Annotated in this window: 13 protein-coding genes; 3 read left to right on the forward strand and 10 right to left on the reverse strand. The window is 63.6% G+C overall.

Translation table 11 applies throughout. The features are described 5' to 3' along the window. Window positions 1-46 precede the first annotated feature (46 nt). A complete protein-coding gene (gene plsB / locus MF4836_RS09075; RefSeq protein ID WP_078470058.1) occupies window positions 47-2,563 on the reverse strand; it encodes a glycerol-3-phosphate 1-O-acyltransferase PlsB in 2,517 nt (838 codons plus the stop codon). Window positions 2,564-2,823: 260 nt separating this feature from the next. Between plsB and MF4836_RS09080 the strand changes: the two genes are divergently transcribed. Beyond that, a complete protein-coding gene (locus MF4836_RS09080; RefSeq protein ID WP_020296636.1) occupies window positions 2,824-3,033 on the forward strand; it encodes a cold-shock protein in 210 nt (69 codons plus the stop codon). 69 nt (window positions 3,034-3,102) lie between these two features. Here MF4836_RS09080 and MF4836_RS09085 read toward each other — a convergent pair whose 3' ends face one another. The 4 genes from MF4836_RS09085 to MF4836_RS09100 all read right to left on the reverse strand — a co-directional run bounded on the left by MF4836_RS09085 (window position 3,103) and on the right by MF4836_RS09100 (window position 8,301). After that, window positions 3,103-3,480, reverse strand: a complete 378-nt coding sequence (locus tag MF4836_RS09085) for a hypothetical protein (RefSeq protein ID WP_020296635.1) — start codon at window positions 3,478-3,480, stop codon at window positions 3,103-3,105. Between the two features lie 83 nt (window positions 3,481-3,563). Beyond that, entirely contained in the window at window positions 3,564-4,373 is an 810-nt protein-coding gene (locus tag MF4836_RS09090; RefSeq protein WP_078470059.1) for a putative RNA methyltransferase, read from the reverse strand. Then, window positions 4,373-5,524, reverse strand: a complete 1,152-nt coding sequence (gene dapE / locus MF4836_RS09095; protein ID WP_020296633.1) for a succinyl-diaminopimelate desuccinylase — start codon at window positions 5,522-5,524, stop codon at window positions 4,373-4,375. Before dapE ends, MF4836_RS09090 begins: the two co-directional genes overlap by 1 nt. Before the next feature lie 185 nt (window positions 5,525-5,709). Further along, complete coding sequence (locus MF4836_RS09100) at window positions 5,710-8,301, reverse strand: glycosyltransferase (protein WP_078470060.1); 2,592 nt, start codon at window positions 8,299-8,301, stop codon at window positions 5,710-5,712. A gap of 217 nt (window positions 8,302-8,518) precedes the next feature. Between MF4836_RS09100 and tcdA the strand changes: the two genes are divergently transcribed. After that, complete coding sequence (gene tcdA, locus MF4836_RS09105) at window positions 8,519-9,328, forward strand: tRNA cyclic N6-threonylcarbamoyladenosine(37) synthase TcdA (RefSeq protein WP_443217297.1); 810 nt, start codon at window positions 8,519-8,521, stop codon at window positions 9,326-9,328. Between the two features lie 112 nt (window positions 9,329-9,440). On the opposite strand, the gene MF4836_RS09110 is transcribed toward tcdA, so the two are convergent. The 4 genes from MF4836_RS09110 to MF4836_RS09125 form a co-directional block, all read right to left on the reverse strand. Then, window positions 9,441-9,845, reverse strand: a complete 405-nt coding sequence (locus MF4836_RS09110) for a SufE family protein (RefSeq protein ID WP_078470062.1) — start codon at window positions 9,843-9,845, stop codon at window positions 9,441-9,443. Beyond that, window positions 9,842-11,047, reverse strand: a complete 1,206-nt coding sequence (locus MF4836_RS09115) for an aminotransferase class V-fold PLP-dependent enzyme (protein ID WP_078470063.1) — start codon at window positions 11,045-11,047, stop codon at window positions 9,842-9,844. Before MF4836_RS09115 ends, MF4836_RS09110 begins: the two co-directional genes overlap by 4 nt. 165 nt (window positions 11,048-11,212) lie before the next feature. Continuing rightward, complete coding sequence (gene dapD, locus MF4836_RS09120) at window positions 11,213-12,247, reverse strand: 2,3,4,5-tetrahydropyridine-2,6-dicarboxylate N-succinyltransferase (protein ID WP_078470064.1); 1,035 nt, start codon at window positions 12,245-12,247, stop codon at window positions 11,213-11,215. Between the two features lie 33 nt (window positions 12,248-12,280). Then, window positions 12,281-12,643 carry an ArsC family reductase gene (locus MF4836_RS09125; protein WP_043229113.1) on the reverse strand — a complete coding sequence of 121 codons (363 nt, stop codon included), beginning with the start codon at window positions 12,641-12,643 and terminating at the stop codon, window positions 12,281-12,283. A 235-nt stretch (window positions 12,644-12,878) separates the two neighbouring features. On the opposite strand from MF4836_RS09125, the gene MF4836_RS09130 reads away from it, so the two are divergent. After that, window positions 12,879-14,525, forward strand: a complete 1,647-nt coding sequence (locus MF4836_RS09130; RefSeq protein ID WP_078470065.1) for a Na+/H+ antiporter — start codon at window positions 12,879-12,881, stop codon at window positions 14,523-14,525. A 59-nt stretch (window positions 14,526-14,584) separates the two neighbouring features. Here MF4836_RS09130 and dapC read toward each other — a convergent pair whose 3' ends face one another. Continuing rightward, window positions 14,585-15,787: a succinyldiaminopimelate transaminase gene (dapC, locus tag MF4836_RS09135; protein ID WP_078470066.1), complete on the reverse strand. Its 1,203-nt coding sequence runs from the start codon at window positions 15,785-15,787 to the stop codon at window positions 14,585-14,587. Between the last annotated feature and the right edge of the window lie 9 nt (window positions 15,788-15,796).

The following is a 15,796-nucleotide window of genomic DNA, read 5'->3' on the forward strand; positions in this document are numbered from 1 at the left end:
GGATCTCCGTCTAAGGCGCCAGCGACAACCTGGCGCCAGTAAGAATCTAGTCGGTTTGTACGGGGGCTGCGAGCTGCTCGGCGGCGTCTTCGCTGGCGTCCTCACTGCGGTGCAACGCGACCTGGCGGATCGACAGGCGGATGTCCGCCGGCAATACGCGCTTGGCCGCACCTTCGGCCAACTCGCCGAGGGCCGGGTGATAACTCAGCTTGCCGGCTTCGTCGCGGCGCAGCACGCCGACGTCGAGCAGGGTCTGGATAAAGTGGCGGAACAGGCTCTTGTCGAAGAACTCCGGGGCATTCAAGCCATGCAGGATCGACAGGCGCTGGGCCATGACCGTGCACAGGTCTTCCAGCTCCTCGGCGCTGATGCTGTTCTGGCCGCTGTTGAGCAGCAGCGAGATGGCCATGTAGAAGCGTTGCAGGGTCTGGGCGATGCTTTTGGAGAGCAGGGTCAGCAGCACAAAATGCCGTGAGCTGGGGGCCGGGCGCAGGTAAACCTCGCCTTCAAAGCGCAGCAGGCCTTGTTCGACGAACGCTTCCAGCCACTGATCGACCACCGCGTCCAACTCCTCCAGCGACCAGCGAATGAACAGCTCTGCCTGCAGGTAGGGGTAGAGCGCGCGGGTGTAACGCAGGATCTGCTCGCGGCTCATGCGCGACGAGCTCTGGAAGAAACTCGCCAGCAGCGCCGGCAAGGCAAAGATATGCAGCACGTTGTTGCGGTAATAGGTCATCAGGACGGCGTTCTGCTCATCCAGATACAGGATCTTGCCCAGGGCATCGCTCTGCTCGGACAGCAGGTCCATGTCTTTGACGTGCTTGATCAGTGCCTGACCATCGCCCTCGGGCAGGGTGGTGTGGGCCGAGTAGGGCACGCGTCGCAGCAGCGCCAGGTACAGGTCGAGGACCCGAGCCATGGCGCGATCGTCCAGGGCCAGGCGACTGGTGGAAAGCAGGGCCAGGGCCACCAGGTTGACTGGGTTGATCGCCGCCGCTTCGTTCAGGTGCTGGGCCACACGCTCGCCCAGGCGGTTGGTGGTGTCATTGAGCCAGGCCGGGCGGAACTGCGGGCCCAGCTCCTGGGCGCGCCAGTCCGGTTGCTCCTGATCGAGGAATTCGGCCAGCTTGATCGGCTCGCCGAAGTTCACCGCGACCTGGCCGAAGCGCTGCTTGAGTGCGCCGATGACTTTGAAGATGTCGAAGATCGACTCTTTCTTCTTGCTCGCGCCGCGCAGCTCACCCAGGTAGGTGCGGCCTTCCAGCACGCGCTCGTAGCCGATGTACACCGGTACGAAGACGATCGGCATGCGCGAGTTGCGCAGGAAGCTGCGCAGGGTGATCGCCAGCATCCCGGTCTTGGGTTGCAGCATGCGCCCGGTGCGCGAGCGCCCGCCCTCGACGAAGTACTCCACCGGGAAGCCCTTGGTGAACAGGGTGTGCAGGTATTCGTTGAACACCGAGGTGTACAGCGGGTTGCCCTTGAAGGTGCGACGCATGAAAAACGCGCCGCCGCGCCGCAGCAGGCTGCCGATCACCGGCATGTTGAGGTTGATCCCGGCGGCGATGTGCGGCGGGGTCAGGCCGTTGCGGAACAGCAGGTAGGACAGCAGCAGGTAGTCGATATGGCTGCGGTGGCAGGGCACATAGATCACCTCATGCCCCTGGGCGACCTTTTGCACGCCTTCGATGTTGTTGACCTTGATCCCGTCGTAGATCTTGTTCCAGAACCAGCTCAGCACCACTTCCAGGAAACGGATCGCGGTGTAGGTGTAGTCCGAGGCGATCTCGTTGCCATAGCGCAGGGCCTGGGCCTTGGCTTTTTCCGGGGTGATCTTCTCGCGCTCGGCCTCGTCGAGGATTGCCTGCTTGACCAGTGGCTGGTTGAGCAGGCCCTTGACCAGGTTGCGCCGGTGGGAGATGTCCGGGCCGATAACGGCGGCCTTGAGGTTGCGAAAGTGCACCCGCAGGATGCGCTGGGCCATACGCACGGTGCGTTCGTGGCCCTTGTTGTGTTCGATCAGCTCGCGCAGGTGGATCGGTGCCGAGAACTGCACCCGGGTCTTGCGCCCCAGGATCATGATGCTCAACAGCCGGCGCAGGCGCCCGGTGACGGCCCAGCTGTCGGCGAACAGCAACTTCCAGGGGCTGGATTCGCTGTCTGGCGACTGGCCCCAGAACACGCTGACCGGAATGATCTGGGCGTCTTCGGCGGCGTTCTGGGTCAGGGCGCTGACCAGTCGGGTCAGGGTCGGTGGCGCGCCGCGTTTGTCCTGGCGGCCGAGCCAGTCGGGCTCCGGGGTCAGGTAGAAAAAGGCCGCGGGTTCCATCAGGTTGCCCACCGAGACCGGCAGCACCGGGCGCGGCAGGCCGGCCTTGGTGCATTCGGCGTCGACCACTGCCAGGTCGGTCAGCGATGGGTTTTGCAGGACGTAGAACACCGGCCGGCTGCGGTCGAGGTTAAGGGTGAAGGACGACTGGTTGATCGTCTCCGAGCGAACCCAGAGGTACAACAGTCGGCGCAAGGTGCCAAACACAAGACGACGGATCGGAGAGCGGGTCATACGGCTTCTGCGTAAGTGAGTGAAAACCGAGCAGTTGCTCGGGTTCGACAGTGTGCCGTATTCGCCGAAGTTCGGCAAAAAAGCCACCCGTTAATATTGAGTTGAGAGTTTTTCTGCCTGTCATATACTCGGCCGGCTGTCCGCCGGGCTCGTCAACCCGGCATATGGATTACCCAATGCTGACGAAAGTTCTCAAGACACGCGTTCAAGGTTCTGTTTTCCAGAGCCAATCCCATAATAAAAAGATGGAGTACCGATTCATGTCTACTCGCGAGACCGGCAATGTGAAGTGGTTCAACGACGCCAAGGGCTATGGCTTTATCCAGCGTGAGGGCGGTGCGGACGTGTTTGTGCACTACCGCGCGATCCGTGGCGAAGGCCATCGCTCGCTGCTCGAAGGCCAGCAAGTGGAATACGCGGTGGTGGAAGGGCAGAAAGGCTTGCAGGCCGAAGACGTGGTCGGCCTGTAATCCGGTCGCTGGCCAGGCTCATCCTCCAGCGCTTCGAAAGGCCCCATGCCGCGCATGGGGCCTTCGCAATCAGGCAGTACGCCAGGTAATTTCTTCTTCGCCATCGGCGCTGATGCGCATCCAGCGATCAGCCGACTCCTCACCTTCTTCCTCGACCCAACTGCCGGGCGCGCAACGCACTTCGACGTTCAGCGCGGCAAAGGCGGCGCGGGCGCAGGCGATGTCGTCTTCCCACGGCGTCTGGTCGCTCTCCAGGTACAGGCTGTTCCACTTGCCCACGGCCTTGGGCAGCCAGGTGACCGGGACATTGCCGGCCTTGCACTTGTAGGTCTGGCCTTTCTGAACCCAGTCGGTGCAAGGGCCCAGGGCGGTGCCGAGCCAGGCGGCAATCGCCTTGTAGTCGACGTCGGCGTCTTTCAGGTAAATCTCGATATCGGGTTGGCGCATGGATGTCCTCACTGCGGGTCTGAAAAATCCATTCGCGGATTTATTCGGCCTCGGGCAGATGCTCAAGGCCTTGGGTTAAAGGGTTATTGCAGCACGAAATAATCGTAGCGCATCGACACGCTGACCTTGAGCGGCTCGGCCTGCTCGATGACCTGGGCCCGGCGTTCGGCGCTGGCGCGCCAGCCATGAGGGGTCATGGCCAGCAGGTTGGCACGGTCCTGGGGCTGGTCCAGGTTCAAGGTGAACTCCAGGGTTTCGCTGTGTTGCAGGCTCATGCCCTCGGGAACCAGGGCCAGGTGCTTGTCATCGGTGTACTCGCGCACTTCGTCGTATAGGCGTTCGCGCAGCTCCATCAGGTGGCCGCTGGTGGGGCCGACTTTCATCAGGCCGCCACCGGGGCTGAGCAGGCGCTTGGCTTCTTCCCAGTCCAGGGGGCTGAACACGCTGGCCAGAAACTGGCAGCTGGCGTCAGCCAGGGGAATGCGCGCCATGCTGGCGATCAACCAGGTCAGGTGCGGGTTGCGTCGACAGGCGCGCTTGACCGCCTCGCGGGAGATATCCAGGGCATAACCATCGGCCTCGGGCAGGGCCTCGGCGATTTGCGCAGTGTAGTAACCCTCGCCACAACCGATATCGACCCAGCGCTGGGGGGCGCGCTCGGCGGCCAGTTCCGCCAGGCGCCGGGCCACGGGGGCGTAATGTCCGGCGTTGAGGAAATCGCGGCGCGCTTCGACCATGGCCTGGTTGTCACCCGGGTCACGGCTGTTCTTGTGCTGCACCGGCAGCAGGTTGAGGTAACCCTGGCGCGCGCGGTCGAAACGGTGGCCGACCGGGCATGCCACGCCATTCTCGACGCTGCCCAGCGGTGCGCTGCAAATGGGACAGGCGAGCATCAGGCGAGCAACTTGATCAGGGTCTGGTAGTAGATTTCGGTCAGCACGTCGAGGTCGCTGGCCAGGATCCGCTCGTTGACCTGGTGGATGGTGGCATTCACCGGGCCCAACTCGACCACTTGGGTGCCCATGGTCGCGATAAAGCGACCGTCGGAAGTACCGCCACTGGTGGACGCCTTGGTTTCGCGGCCGGTGATCTGCTTGATGCTCGCCGATACGGCGTCGAGCAGGGCGCCCGGCTCGGTGAGGAACGGTAGGCCCGACAGCGCCCATTCGACGTGCCAGTCCAGGCCATGTTTGTCGAGGATGGCGGCGACCCGTTGCTGCAGGGCTTCGACCGTCGACTCGGTGGAGAAACGGAAGTTGAACACCGCCACCAGGTCACCGGGGATCACGTTGGTCGCGCCGGTGCCGGAATTGAGGTTGGAGATCTGGAAGCTGGTCGGCGGGAAGAAGCTGTTGCCGTTGTCCCAGTGCTCGGCGGCCAGTTCGGCCAGGGCCGGGGCGGCAAGGTGGATCGGGTTCTTGGCCAGGTGCGGGTAGGCCACGTGGCCCTGCACGCCGCGCACGGTGAGCGTGGCGCCGAGGGAGCCGCGCCGGCCGTTCTTGACCACATCACCGACCAGGCTGGTGCTCGACGGCTCGCCGACGATGCACCAGTCCAGGCGCTCCTTGCGCGCGGCCAGGCGTTCGACCACAGCCTTGGTGCCGTGATGGGCCGGGCCTTCTTCGTCGCTGGTGATCAAGAACGCCACAGAGCCCTTGTGGTCCGGGTAGTCGCCGACGAAACGCTCGGCGGCTACCAGCATCGCCGCCAGGCTGCCTTTCATGTCGGCCGCGCCACGCCCGCAGAGCATGCCGTGTTCGTCGATCAGCGCCTGGAACGGGTCGTTCTGCCAGGCCTGGACCGGGCCGGTGGGCACCACGTCGGTGTGACCGGCAAAGCACAGGACCGGGCCGGGATGCTTGCCATGGGTGGCCCAGAAGTTATCCACATCCTCGATGCGCATCGGCTCGAGCGCAAAACCGGCATCACCCAGGCGCTGCATCATCAGCTTCTGGCAGTCGGCATCGATCGGGGTCACCGACGGACGACGGATCAGGTCACAGGCGAGTTGCAGGGTCGGCGAAAGCTCGGCGGGGGCCGTCATGGGAAAACTCCGGTGCAAGGCGTTATGTAGGGGCCGGTTTGCCGGCGGTGGCGGTTTATCAGGGACACCGCGTGGTTTTGATCGCTGGCAAGCCAGCTCCTACAGGTAATGGGGGGCGCGCAAAATGGCGGATATCTTAAAGCAAAACGGCGGCCAGAGGCCGCCGTTTAGTCGTTGCTGCGGATTTAGACCGCCGGTGCCGCCTCTGTTTCCACTGCCGGTTTAGGCAGCGAAGACAGGAACGCCATGATCAGCGAGGCCAGATACGGCAGCGACTGCACCAGCAGCATGGTCACCCAGAAGCGCATGTCGTTGCTCGGCAGGCCCTGCACCAGGAAGATCCCCAGCGCCGCGCCCCACAGCAGGAGCATGATGAACACCTCTTCCCGAGCTTCCGAGATCGCCACCCAGAAGCCGTGGTTATCGGCATTCTTCGGAGTGCGGAAGAACGGAATGCTGCTGGTGAAGAAGCCGTACAGCACCGCCTTGGCGATGGTGTGGGACAACGCCAGGCCCGCCAGGGCCGCGCAGAACGCATCCTTGAGGTTGACCCCTACCGCGCGACGGTAGAGGAAAATGATCTTGCCGACCTTGAACACGAACAACGCCAAAGGCGGGATCGCGAAGATCAGCAGCGGCGGATCGACCCGTTGCGGCACGATGATCATCGCCGCCGACCACAGCAGGGCGCCGACGGTGAAGAAGATGTTCATGCCGTCCGCCACCCACGGCAACCAGCCCGCGAGGAAGTGGTAGCGCTGGCCACGGGTCAGCTCGGTGTCCTTGCCGCGCAACAGGCTCGCGGTGTGCCGCTTGATGATCTGAATCGCCCCATAGGCCCAGCGGAAACGCTGTTTCTTGAAGTCGATAAAGGTATCGGGCATCAGGCCCTTGCCGTAGCTGGTGTGGTAATACGCGGCCGACAGGCCTTTTTCGAACACCCGCAGGCCCAGTTCGGCGTCTTCGCAGATGCACCAGTCGGCCCAGCCCAGCTCTTCGAGCACCGAGCGCCGGGTCATGGTCATGGTGCCGTGCTGGATGATCGCGTCACGGTCGTTGCGGGTGACCATGCCGATATGGAAGAAGCCCTTGTACTCGGCGTAGCAGAGCTTCTTGAAGGTGCTTTCGTTCTGGTCGCGATAATCCTGTGGCGACTGCACCACGGCGATTTTCGGGTCGGCGAAGTGCGGCACCATGTGCTTGAGCCAGTTCGGATCGACGCAGTAGTCGGAGTCGATCACCGCAATCACTTCGGCGTCCTTGGCGGTGTGCGGGATCAGGTAGTTCAGCGCACCGCCCTTGAAACCGGCCAGGGGCGCGACGTGGAAGAACTTGAAGCGCGGGCCCAGGGTCTCGCAGTAGGCTTGCACCGGCTCCCAGACCGCGGGGTCTTTGGTGTTGTTGTCGATGATCAGGACTTCGTAGTCCGGATAGTCGAGGGCGGCCAGGGCGTCGAGGGTCTGTTTGACCATCTCCGGCGGCTCGTTGTAGCAGGGCACGTGGATCGAGACCTTCGGCCGGTAGTCGGAATCGCCCACCACTGGCAGGAATTCACGTCGCCGCTTGTGGGTCCAGACCGCTTCGGCCAGTTCATGGGCCTCGGTCAGCAGCACGATAAACACCCCGAGGGCACCGAGGGCGAGCAGGAAGCCCACCGTCAGGCTGAACCAGGTGCTGTACTGCTGGCTGTAGTCGTAGCCGATCCACACCAGCACCGAACCGCAGAGGAAGGCGATAAAGGTCAGGAAGGTCCGACCGCGCTGGCGCAGTGCCGAGCCGTCGATCATCAGCAGGGTCAGCGACAGCAGCGCCAGCACCACCGAGCCGATGGCAAGCACGCGCCATTGCGGAATGGCCACCACCGGGCCTTCAAAGTTGAATTTCTGCTGGCGCGCAGCGTTGAACACGCCCCAGTAGGCGCCCACCGAACCTTCGTCGCTGGCCTTCCACGGCTGGTCGAAGGCTTCGATCACGAAATAGTTGTAACCCTGGCGGTTGAGCTTGTTGACCAGGGTGCGCAGGTAGATCGCCTGATCCGCCGGGCTGGCATCAGCACCGCCACGCATGCGGCCGTTGCTCGGCCAGCCGACTTCGGACAGCAGCAGCGGCTTTTTCGGGAACATTTTTTTCAGGTCGCGGGCACGGTCGAGCACGAACTGGCCGGCCTGATCCACCGGCACGAATTCCCAGTAGGGCAGGACGTGAGCGGCAATCAGGTCGACGTGCTTGGCCAGGCTCGGGTTCTCTTCCCAGACGTGCCATTGCTCGGAGGTGGTCACCGGGACCTTCACAGCCGCGCGGACCCGATCCAGGATCACGCTCAGTTCTTCGGCGGTGATTTCCTTGCGGAAGATCGCCTCGTTACCCACCACCACCCGCACTACGCTGCGCGAGCTGTTGGCCAGTTCGATGGCGCGGGTGATTTCCCGTTCGTTGCGCTCCTGGTCCGGGCTGATCCAGATCCCGAGGGTCACGCGCAGGCCGAACTCTTCAGCCAGCTTGGGGATGTCCTGCAGGGTGCCGTCGACCGAGTAGGTACGGATGTTGTCGGTCAGCTTGCTCATGATTTCCAGGTCGCGACGCATTTCGTCGTCGGACGGGAACTGGTCTTTCTGTGGGAACTGGCCTTGCTGGAAAGGCGAGTAGGAAAAACCGGAGATCTGTTCAGGCCAGTTGGGGGCCGTGACCGGGCGATTGATCAGCGCCCAGAAACCGGTGAAGAGCGCAGCAATTGCCAGCACCACCACCAGATTGAGTCCAAATTTACGCGATGACATAGCTATTTCGGGTTCCAAAAGGTGTGGAACGAGGGAAGGGTTGGCAGGCGCCAAACGGTGGGCATCCTACACCGGCCCTCAATTGAGCGTACAGCGCACAAAGAAAAGCCAGACCTTGGGCACTGTATTTGCTCTTAAGTTCTTAACTTGTAGCTGGCAACTTAAAACTTGTCGCTGCGAAGCCCTATAATGCGCGCCGGTTTTTCAGGTAATGGTCATGAGCACAGAAGATCCACGGTTTGCTGGCGTCGCCCGTTTATATGGCATCGAGGGCCTGGCACGCTTGCGCGCGGCCCATGTGGCGATCGTCGGGGTGGGCGGGGTCGGCTCCTGGGCGGCCGAGGCCGTTGCCCGTTGCGGGGTGGGCGAAATTTCGCTGTTTGACCTGGACGACGTCTGCGTCAGCAACAGCAACCGCCAGTTGCATGCCCTGGACAGCACCGTGGGCAAACCCAAGGTCGAGGTCATGGCCGAGCGTTTGCGCGGGATCAACCCGTACTGCAACGTGCACCCGGTGGCGGATTTCGTCACCCGCGAGACCATGGCCGAGTACATCACCCCCAACATTGACTGCGTGATCGACTGCATCGACAGCGTGAACGCCAAGGCGGCGCTGATTGCCTGGTGCAAACGCCGCAAGATCCAGATCATCACCACCGGTGGCGCGGGCGGGCAGATCGACCCGACGCTGATCCAGGTCTGCGACTTGAACCGCACCTTCAATGACCCGCTGGCCTCCAAAGTGCGCTCCACCTTGCGTCGGGACTACGGTTTTTCACGCACCGTGACCCGCCACTACAGCGTGCCCTGCGTGTTCTCCACCGAGCAGCTGCGCTACCCGAAGCCCGATGGCAGCATCTGCCTGCAGAAGAGCTTTGTCGGCGATGGGGTCAAGCTCGACTGCGCCGGTGGTTTCGGTGCGGTGATGATGGTCACCGCCACTTTCGGCATGGTCGCCGCCACCAAGGCTGTGGATAAGCTCGTTGCCGGCGTGCGCCGCCCCGCAGAGCGCGTCAAACCCGCGTAACCCCGTAGCCGCCGCCAGGCTGCGCTGGCCTTCAATACCGCAACAAGTTGACCGCCCACAGGCACAGCCCCAGCCCACAGGCCATACCGGCCAGCGCAGCCTGCGGCAGCGGCTACAGGGCCAGTTCGCGCATGCGTTGCAGCACGGCGTTGAGGCCGTTGCTGCGGGAGGGGGAGAGCTGGCGCGACAGGCCCAGTTGGTTAAACCAGTCGGGCAGGTCCACCTCTTGCAGCTCCTGGGTCGACAAGCCATTGACCCGCGCCAGCAACAACGCGACCAACCCGCGAATCAGGCGTGCGTCGCTGCTGGCGGCAAACTGCCAATGCCCTGCATGCACCGCGCCCAGCAACCAGACCTGGCTTTCACAGCCATGCACCCGGTTGGCCTCGACCTTGTCGACGTCGTCCAGGGCCGGCAGGCGATCACCCCATTGCATCAGCAGGCGCGCGCGCTGCTCCCAGCCGGTGGCCTGCTGAAAGGTCTGCAACGCCAGCAGCGCCTCGGCCGGCAGGCTCATCGCAACATCTCCAGCGCCTGGTCCAGGGCTTCGAAGAAGCGCTCCAGATCGGCGGAATCGTTATACAGCGCCAGCGACACCCGGATCGCCCCCGCGAGGCCGAAGCTTTTGAGCAGGGGCATGGCGCAGTGATGCCCGGCGCGTACGGCGATGCCCTGTTCGGTGAGCAAGTGCGCCAGGTCGGCGTTATGCACGCCGTCGACCACAAAACTGGCAAGCGCCAATTGCGGTGCGCCCAGCAGGCGTATGCCTTTGCGCGCCTGCAGGCCGTGCAACAGGTAGTCGTGCAGCGCGGCTTCATGGGCGGCGACCGCGTCCTGGTCGAGGCCGGCCAGGTAGTCCAGGGTCGCGCCCAGGCCGATCACGCTGGCGATGGGCGGTGTCCCGGCTTCATAACCCAGGGGCGCAGGGCGGAAGGTCGCGTGCTGGTACTCGGCGTCCTGCACCATTTCGCCACCGAACTGCCAGTGACGCAGGCCTTGCAGCGCTTCGTTGCGCCCGTACAGCACCCCAAGGCCGTCCGGCCCATAGAGCTTATGGCTGGAAAAGACATAAAAGTCGCAGCCCAGCGCCTGCACGTCATGCCGACCATGGACCACGCCCTGGGCGCCATCGATCACGGTCAGCGCCTGCCGCGCCTTGGCCATGGCCAGCAATTGCGGCAGCGGCTGCCAGGCGCCGAGCACGTTCGACAGTTGGCTGACGGCCAGCAAACGGGTGCGCGGGCCGATCAACTGCGCGGCGGCTTCGAGATCGATCAGGCCGGCAGCGTCCAGGGGCAAGACCACCAGCTCCAGGCCGCGGCGTTGCGCCAGTTGCTGCCACGGCAGCAGGTTCGCGTGGTGCTCCAGGGCGCTGATGACCAGCTCGTCGCCCGGGTTGAATTGGTGTTCCAGGCCGTAGGCCAGGAGGTTCAACGCAGAGGTCGCGCCGTGGGTGAAGACGATCTGCCCGCTGTCACCGGCATTGAGCCATTGCGCCACTTTGCTGCGGCTGTCCTCGAACGCCTGCGTCGCATGGGCGCCGGGCAGGTGCTGCGCGCGATGCACATTGGCTGCGCCATTGGCGTAGTAATGGATCAGGGCGTCAATCAGGGCTTGGGGCTTTTGCGTGGTGGCGGCGTTGTCCAGGTAGGTCTGGTCTTGCCGTTGCAGGGCGGCGATGGCCGGAAAGTCGGCGCGCCAGGGGGAGGGCACAAGCATGGTGGTCGGGACTCGTATAAGCAGGCCGGGCGCTGATGATACGCGCCCGGACGCTGCTGGTGCGAGTTGCTGCTTAGTCTCTGTACGACAACTGCCTGCGCTTCGATCATGCGGCGTTAAAAACAGGCGCGCCTGATCTTTGCTCGGCGAGTTTTGGTACAGATCCTAGTTGTGAGCGTGCAGCGCTTCGTTCAGTTCGATGGCCGACTTGTGGGTTTTGCATTCCACGGCGCCGGTCTGCGAATTGCGACGGAACAACAGGTCCGGCTGGCCAGCCAGCTCGCGAGCCTTGAGCACCTTGACCAGTGCGTTGTTTTCATCGAGCAGCGCAACCTTGGTCCCGGCGGTGATGTACAGGCCCGATTCCACGGTATTGCGGTCGCCCAACGGGATACCGATACCGGCGTTGGCGCCGATCAGGCAGCCTTCGCCGACCTTGATCACGATGTTGCCGCCGCCCGACAGGGTGCCCATGGTCGAGCAACCGCCGCCCAGGTCCGAGCCCTTGCCGACGAATACGCCAGCCGAAACACGGCCTTCGATCATGCCCGGGCCTTCGGTGCCGGCGTTGAAGTTGACGAAACCTTCGTGCATCACGGTGGTGCCTTCGCCCACGTAGGCGCCCAGGCGGATACGCGCGCTGTCAGCGATACGCACGCCTGCCGGCACCACGTAGTCGGTCATTTTCGGGAACTTGTCCACCGAGAACACTTCCAGCAGGTCGCCACGCAGGCGGGCTTCCAGCTGACGCTCGGCCAGCTCGCTGATATCGATCGCGCCCTGGCTGGTCCAGGCCACGTTCGGCAGCTGCGGGAACACGCCCGCCAGGCTCAGGCCGTGGGGCTTGACCAGGCGATGGGACAGCAGGTGCAGCTTGAGGTAGGCCTCGGGAGTGGAGGTCAGCGCGGCGTCTTCGGCCAGCAGGGTGGCGACCAGCGGCTTGTGGCTTTCGGCCAGGCGGGTCAGCAGGGCAGCCTGGGCGGCATCGACATTTTTCAGTGCGTCGGCCAGTTGCGAGGCCTGGGCCACGGTGAAGGTGATGGCCTGGTTGCCTTCGGTGTAACCCAGTACCGGGGCGATGGCCGCGATGATTTCGGCAGATGGGTTGAGCAGTGGCTGCGCGTAGAACACTTCCAGCCAGGCACCTTGGCGGTTCTGAGTGCCGACGCCGAAGCCCAGGCTGAACAGGGAATTGGACATGTTGTTACCTCTACAAAAAATGAATGGGCAGGCCTACTTGAGGGCCGCCGAATAAATATCTGGCTTGAAGCCAATCAGGGTTCGGTCACCGAGATCGAGCACCGGGCGCTTGATCATCGAGGGTTGTGCGAGCATCAGTTCGATAGCTTTCGCCTGGTCGAGATCGGCTTTGCGTTCGTCTTCGAGTTTGCGAAAGGTCGTGCCTGCACGGTTCAACACCACCTGCCAGCCGTGCTCATTGCACCACTGGGTCAAGTGTTCGCGGTCGATGCCGGCGGTTTTGTAATCGTGAAAGTCATAGCTGACAGCGTGTTCATCGAGCCAGGTGCGCGCCTTTTTCATGGTGTCGCAGGCTTTGATGCCGAAAAGGTGCAACGTTTTGCTTGAAACGGTCAAGGAATTGCCCCCTTTGCAGGTGCCGAAAATTAAAGGTCACGGATTATGCCATGGCCGCGCGACTTCGGCGTCGCCCAGCCGCCGGGTTTGTCGCAATGTATTGCGCGAATGGGGTGATTGCGACCTTTGTGCAGCGGTCGGGATCAGTCTAAGCGGCTAATATGGCACTTCTACGGGTGACTGTTGCCGTAGCTGCATGCGCTTTTGCCTGGTTTAGATGGAGAATTTTCGCTTTATGCAAACCGCCTACACCGTACTCATTCTGCTGATGTTGGTGAGTGTTTCACGACTGGTCGGGCGGATGATTCCGGTGCCGCTGCCCCTGGTACAGATTGCCGCCGGTGCCTTGTTGGCCTGGCCGACCCTTGGACTGCATGTGGCGCTGGACCCGGAGCTGTTCCTCTTTCTGTTCCTGCCGCCGCTGCTGTTCTCCGATGGCTGGCGCATGCCCAAGCGCGAGTTCTGGCAGTTGCGCGGGCCTATCCTGACCCTGGCGGTGGGCCTGGTGCTGTTTACCGTGGTCGGCGCTGGCTACTTTATTCACTGGCTGCTGCCGACCATTCCGTTACCGGTCGCTTTCGCACTGGCGGCGGTGCTCTCGCCAACCGACGCCGTGGCGGTCTCGGCGATCGCCCAGAACCGCTTGCCTCGGCCCTTGATGCACATGCTGCAGGGCGAGGCGCTGATGAACGATGCCTCGGGCCTGGTGACGTTCAAGTTCGCCTTGGCGGCGGCGGTCACCGGGGTGTTTTCCCTGACCAATGCCAGCCTGACCTTTGTCCTGGTGGCGCTCGGCGGCCTGGCCATAGGTGTGGCCCTGAGCTGGCTGGTCGGGCGCCTGCGCGCGTGGATGATCGCCCGGGGCTGGGATGATCCGGCCACCCACGTGGTGTTCATGTTGCTGCTGCCATTCGCCGCTTATGTATTGGCCGAGCGCCTGGGCGCATCGGGGATCCTGTCGGCGGTGGCGGCGGGGATGATGCAGAGCTGGCTCGACCTGCTGCCGCGTCAGACCAGTACCCGGCTGCTCAACCGCAGCGTCTGGTCATTGCTCGAGTTCGCCTTCAACGGCTTGATCTTCCTGCTGCTGGGCTTGCAGTTGCCGGACATCATCAAGGCCGTGGCCAGCCACGAAACCTCGCTCTGGCCGACCTTGTTCTACCGTTGCCTGGACGTGCTGGCGATCTTCCTGGTGTTGCTGGTGCTGCGTTTTGTCTGGGTGCAAAGCATCTGGCGCCTGTCGGGCTGGCTGCGCCGTTGGCGCGGCAAGGGTGAATTGACCCTGGTGCCGACCGCCCGTTCCTGCTGGCTGTTGACGGTGGGTGGGGTGCGCGGTGCGGTGACCCTGGCGGGCGTGATGTCGGTGCCCCTGATGCTGGGGGCCGGGGAGGCGTTCCCCGAGCGCGATCTGCTGATCTTCATTGCCGCCGGCGTGATCCTGTTGTCATTGGTGGCGGCCTGCATCGCCCTGCCATTGCTGTTGCGCGGTATCCAGCAGAGTCCGGATGACAAGCGGCGTGGCGAGGTGCGTGATGCCTGGCGCAAGACGGCCGAGGCGGCGATTCATGCCCTGGAGGCCGAGGAGTTGGTGGAAACCAGTGATGAGCCGGACGCGGCCCAGGCCGCCCTGGCCACCGAACTCAAGGCGCGCCTGATGTCGGAATACCGCCATCAACTGGAGGTCTTCAACGATTCCGCCGAGGCTCAGGCACTGGCCTTCCAGATGGACCAACTGGAGCGGCGCCTGCGTCTGAAAGCCCTGCGCGCGCAACGCCTGGAACTGTACCGGCTCAGCCGGCATCACCAGATTGGCGACGATGTATTGCGCGAAGTGCTGGGCGAACTGGATTTGAGCGAAGCGAATCTGGGTCCAGTCAAGTGATCGGCTGATGCCAACTGGCGCCTGCGGGGGATAAGTGCAGGTGCCAGTCGGGCGAGGTGTCAGCCGCGGCGACGCAGCACGAAGTCGCGAATCCGCTCGGCGGCTTCCACGCATTCGGCCAATGGTGCCACCAGGGCCATGCGCACGCGACCGGCGCCCGGGTTGGTGCCGTCCACTTCCCGCGACAGGTACGAACCCGGAACCACGGTCACGTGTTCTTCGGCGAACAGGTCGCGGCAGAAGGCTGCGTCGTCACCGCCCACGCTCGGCCACAGGTAGAAGCTGCCGTCGGGGCGCTGCACGTCGAGCACCGGCGCGAGGATTTCCAGCACGGCATCGAACTTCTCGCGATACAGCGCGCGGTTGGCCCGCACATGCACCTCATCGTTCCAGGCTGCGACGCTGGCCAGCTGGGTTTGAACCGGCATGGCGCAACCGTGGTAGGTGCGATACAGCAAAAAGCCCTTGAGGATCTCGGCATCGCCGGCGACGAAACCGGAGCGCAGGCCCGGCAGGTTGGAGCGCTTGGACAGGCTGTGGAACACCACACACCGCTTGAAGTCCTTGCGACCCAGTTCGACGCAGGCGCTTAGCAGGCCTGGCGGCGGGGTCTGTTCGTCGAAGTAGAGCTCGCTGTAGCACTCGTCGGCGGCGATCACGAAGTCGTGCTCATCGGCCAGGGCGATCAGTTTCTTCAGGGTGTCCAGCGGGATCAGGGCTCCGGTCGGGTTGCCCGGCGAGCACAGGAACAGGATCTGGCAGCGCTGCCAGATGTCGGCCGAAACCGCGTCGAAATCCGGGTTGAAGCCATTTTCGTCGAGGCACGGCAGGTAATGGGGCTTGGCGCCGGCGAGAAAGGCTGCGCCTTCATAGATCTGATAGAACGGGTTCGGGCTGACCACCAGCGCATCGTCGCCACGGTTGACCACGGTCTGGGTGAAGGCGAACAGCGCTTCGCGGGTGCCGTTGACCGGCAGCACGTTGCGCGCTGGATCCAGCCAGCCGCCGGGCACGCCAAAGCGTCGCTCGCACCAGCCGGCGATGGCTTCACGCAGGGCGGGGATGCCGAGGGTGGTCGGGTAGACCGCCATCTGGTCCAGGTTGTTGGCCAGGGCTTCGGCGACAAAGCTTGGCGAGCGGTGCTTCGGCTCGCCGATGGACAGCGCGATCGGCCGCTTGTCGGCATTGGGTGTCACGCTGCCGAGCAGGGCGCGCAGTTTCTCGAACGGGTAGGGCTGCAACTGGTTTAGAGCGTTGTTCATCGGTGCGGT

This window comes from Pseudomonas sp. MF4836 (assembly GCF_002018875.1).
Classification (GTDB): Bacteria; Pseudomonadota; Gammaproteobacteria; order Pseudomonadales; family Pseudomonadaceae; genus Aquipseudomonas.

Bases quoted from the DNA above. Each gene is read 5' to 3' on its own strand.
- tcdA (WP_443217297.1), top strand. From the start codon at position 8,519: ATGAGCACAGAAGATCCACGGTTTGCTGGCGTCGCCCGTTTATATGGC.
- plsB (WP_078470058.1), bottom strand. From the start codon at position 2,563: ATGACCCGCTCTCCGATCCGTCGTCTTGTGTTTGGCACCTTGCGCCGA.
- MF4836_RS09110 (WP_078470062.1), bottom strand. From the start codon at position 9,845: ATGAGCCTGCCGGCCGAGGCGCTGCTGGCGTTGCAGACCTTTCAGCAG.
- MF4836_RS09130 (WP_078470065.1), top strand. From the start codon at position 12,879: ATGCAAACCGCCTACACCGTACTCATTCTGCTGATGTTGGTGAGTGTT.
- MF4836_RS09090 (WP_078470059.1), bottom strand. From the start codon at position 4,373: ATGCTCGCCTGTCCCATTTGCAGCGCACCGCTGGGCAGCGTCGAGAAT.
- MF4836_RS09115 (WP_078470063.1), bottom strand. From the start codon at position 11,047: ATGCTTGTGCCCTCCCCCTGGCGCGCCGACTTTCCGGCCATCGCCGCC.
- MF4836_RS09085 (WP_020296635.1), bottom strand. From the start codon at position 3,480: ATGCGCCAACCCGATATCGAGATTTACCTGAAAGACGCCGACGTCGAC.
- dapD (WP_078470064.1), bottom strand. From the start codon at position 12,247: ATGTCCAATTCCCTGTTCAGCCTGGGCTTCGGCGTCGGCACTCAGAAC.
- MF4836_RS09080 (WP_020296636.1), top strand. From the start codon at position 2,824: ATGTCTACTCGCGAGACCGGCAATGTGAAGTGGTTCAACGACGCCAAG.
- MF4836_RS09100 (WP_078470060.1), bottom strand. From the start codon at position 8,301: ATGTCATCGCGTAAATTTGGACTCAATCTGGTGGTGGTGCTGGCAATT.
- dapE (WP_020296633.1), bottom strand. From the start codon at position 5,524: ATGACGGCCCCCGCCGAGCTTTCGCCGACCCTGCAACTCGCCTGTGAC.
- dapC (WP_078470066.1), bottom strand. From the start codon at position 15,787: ATGAACAACGCTCTAAACCAGTTGCAGCCCTACCCGTTCGAGAAACTG.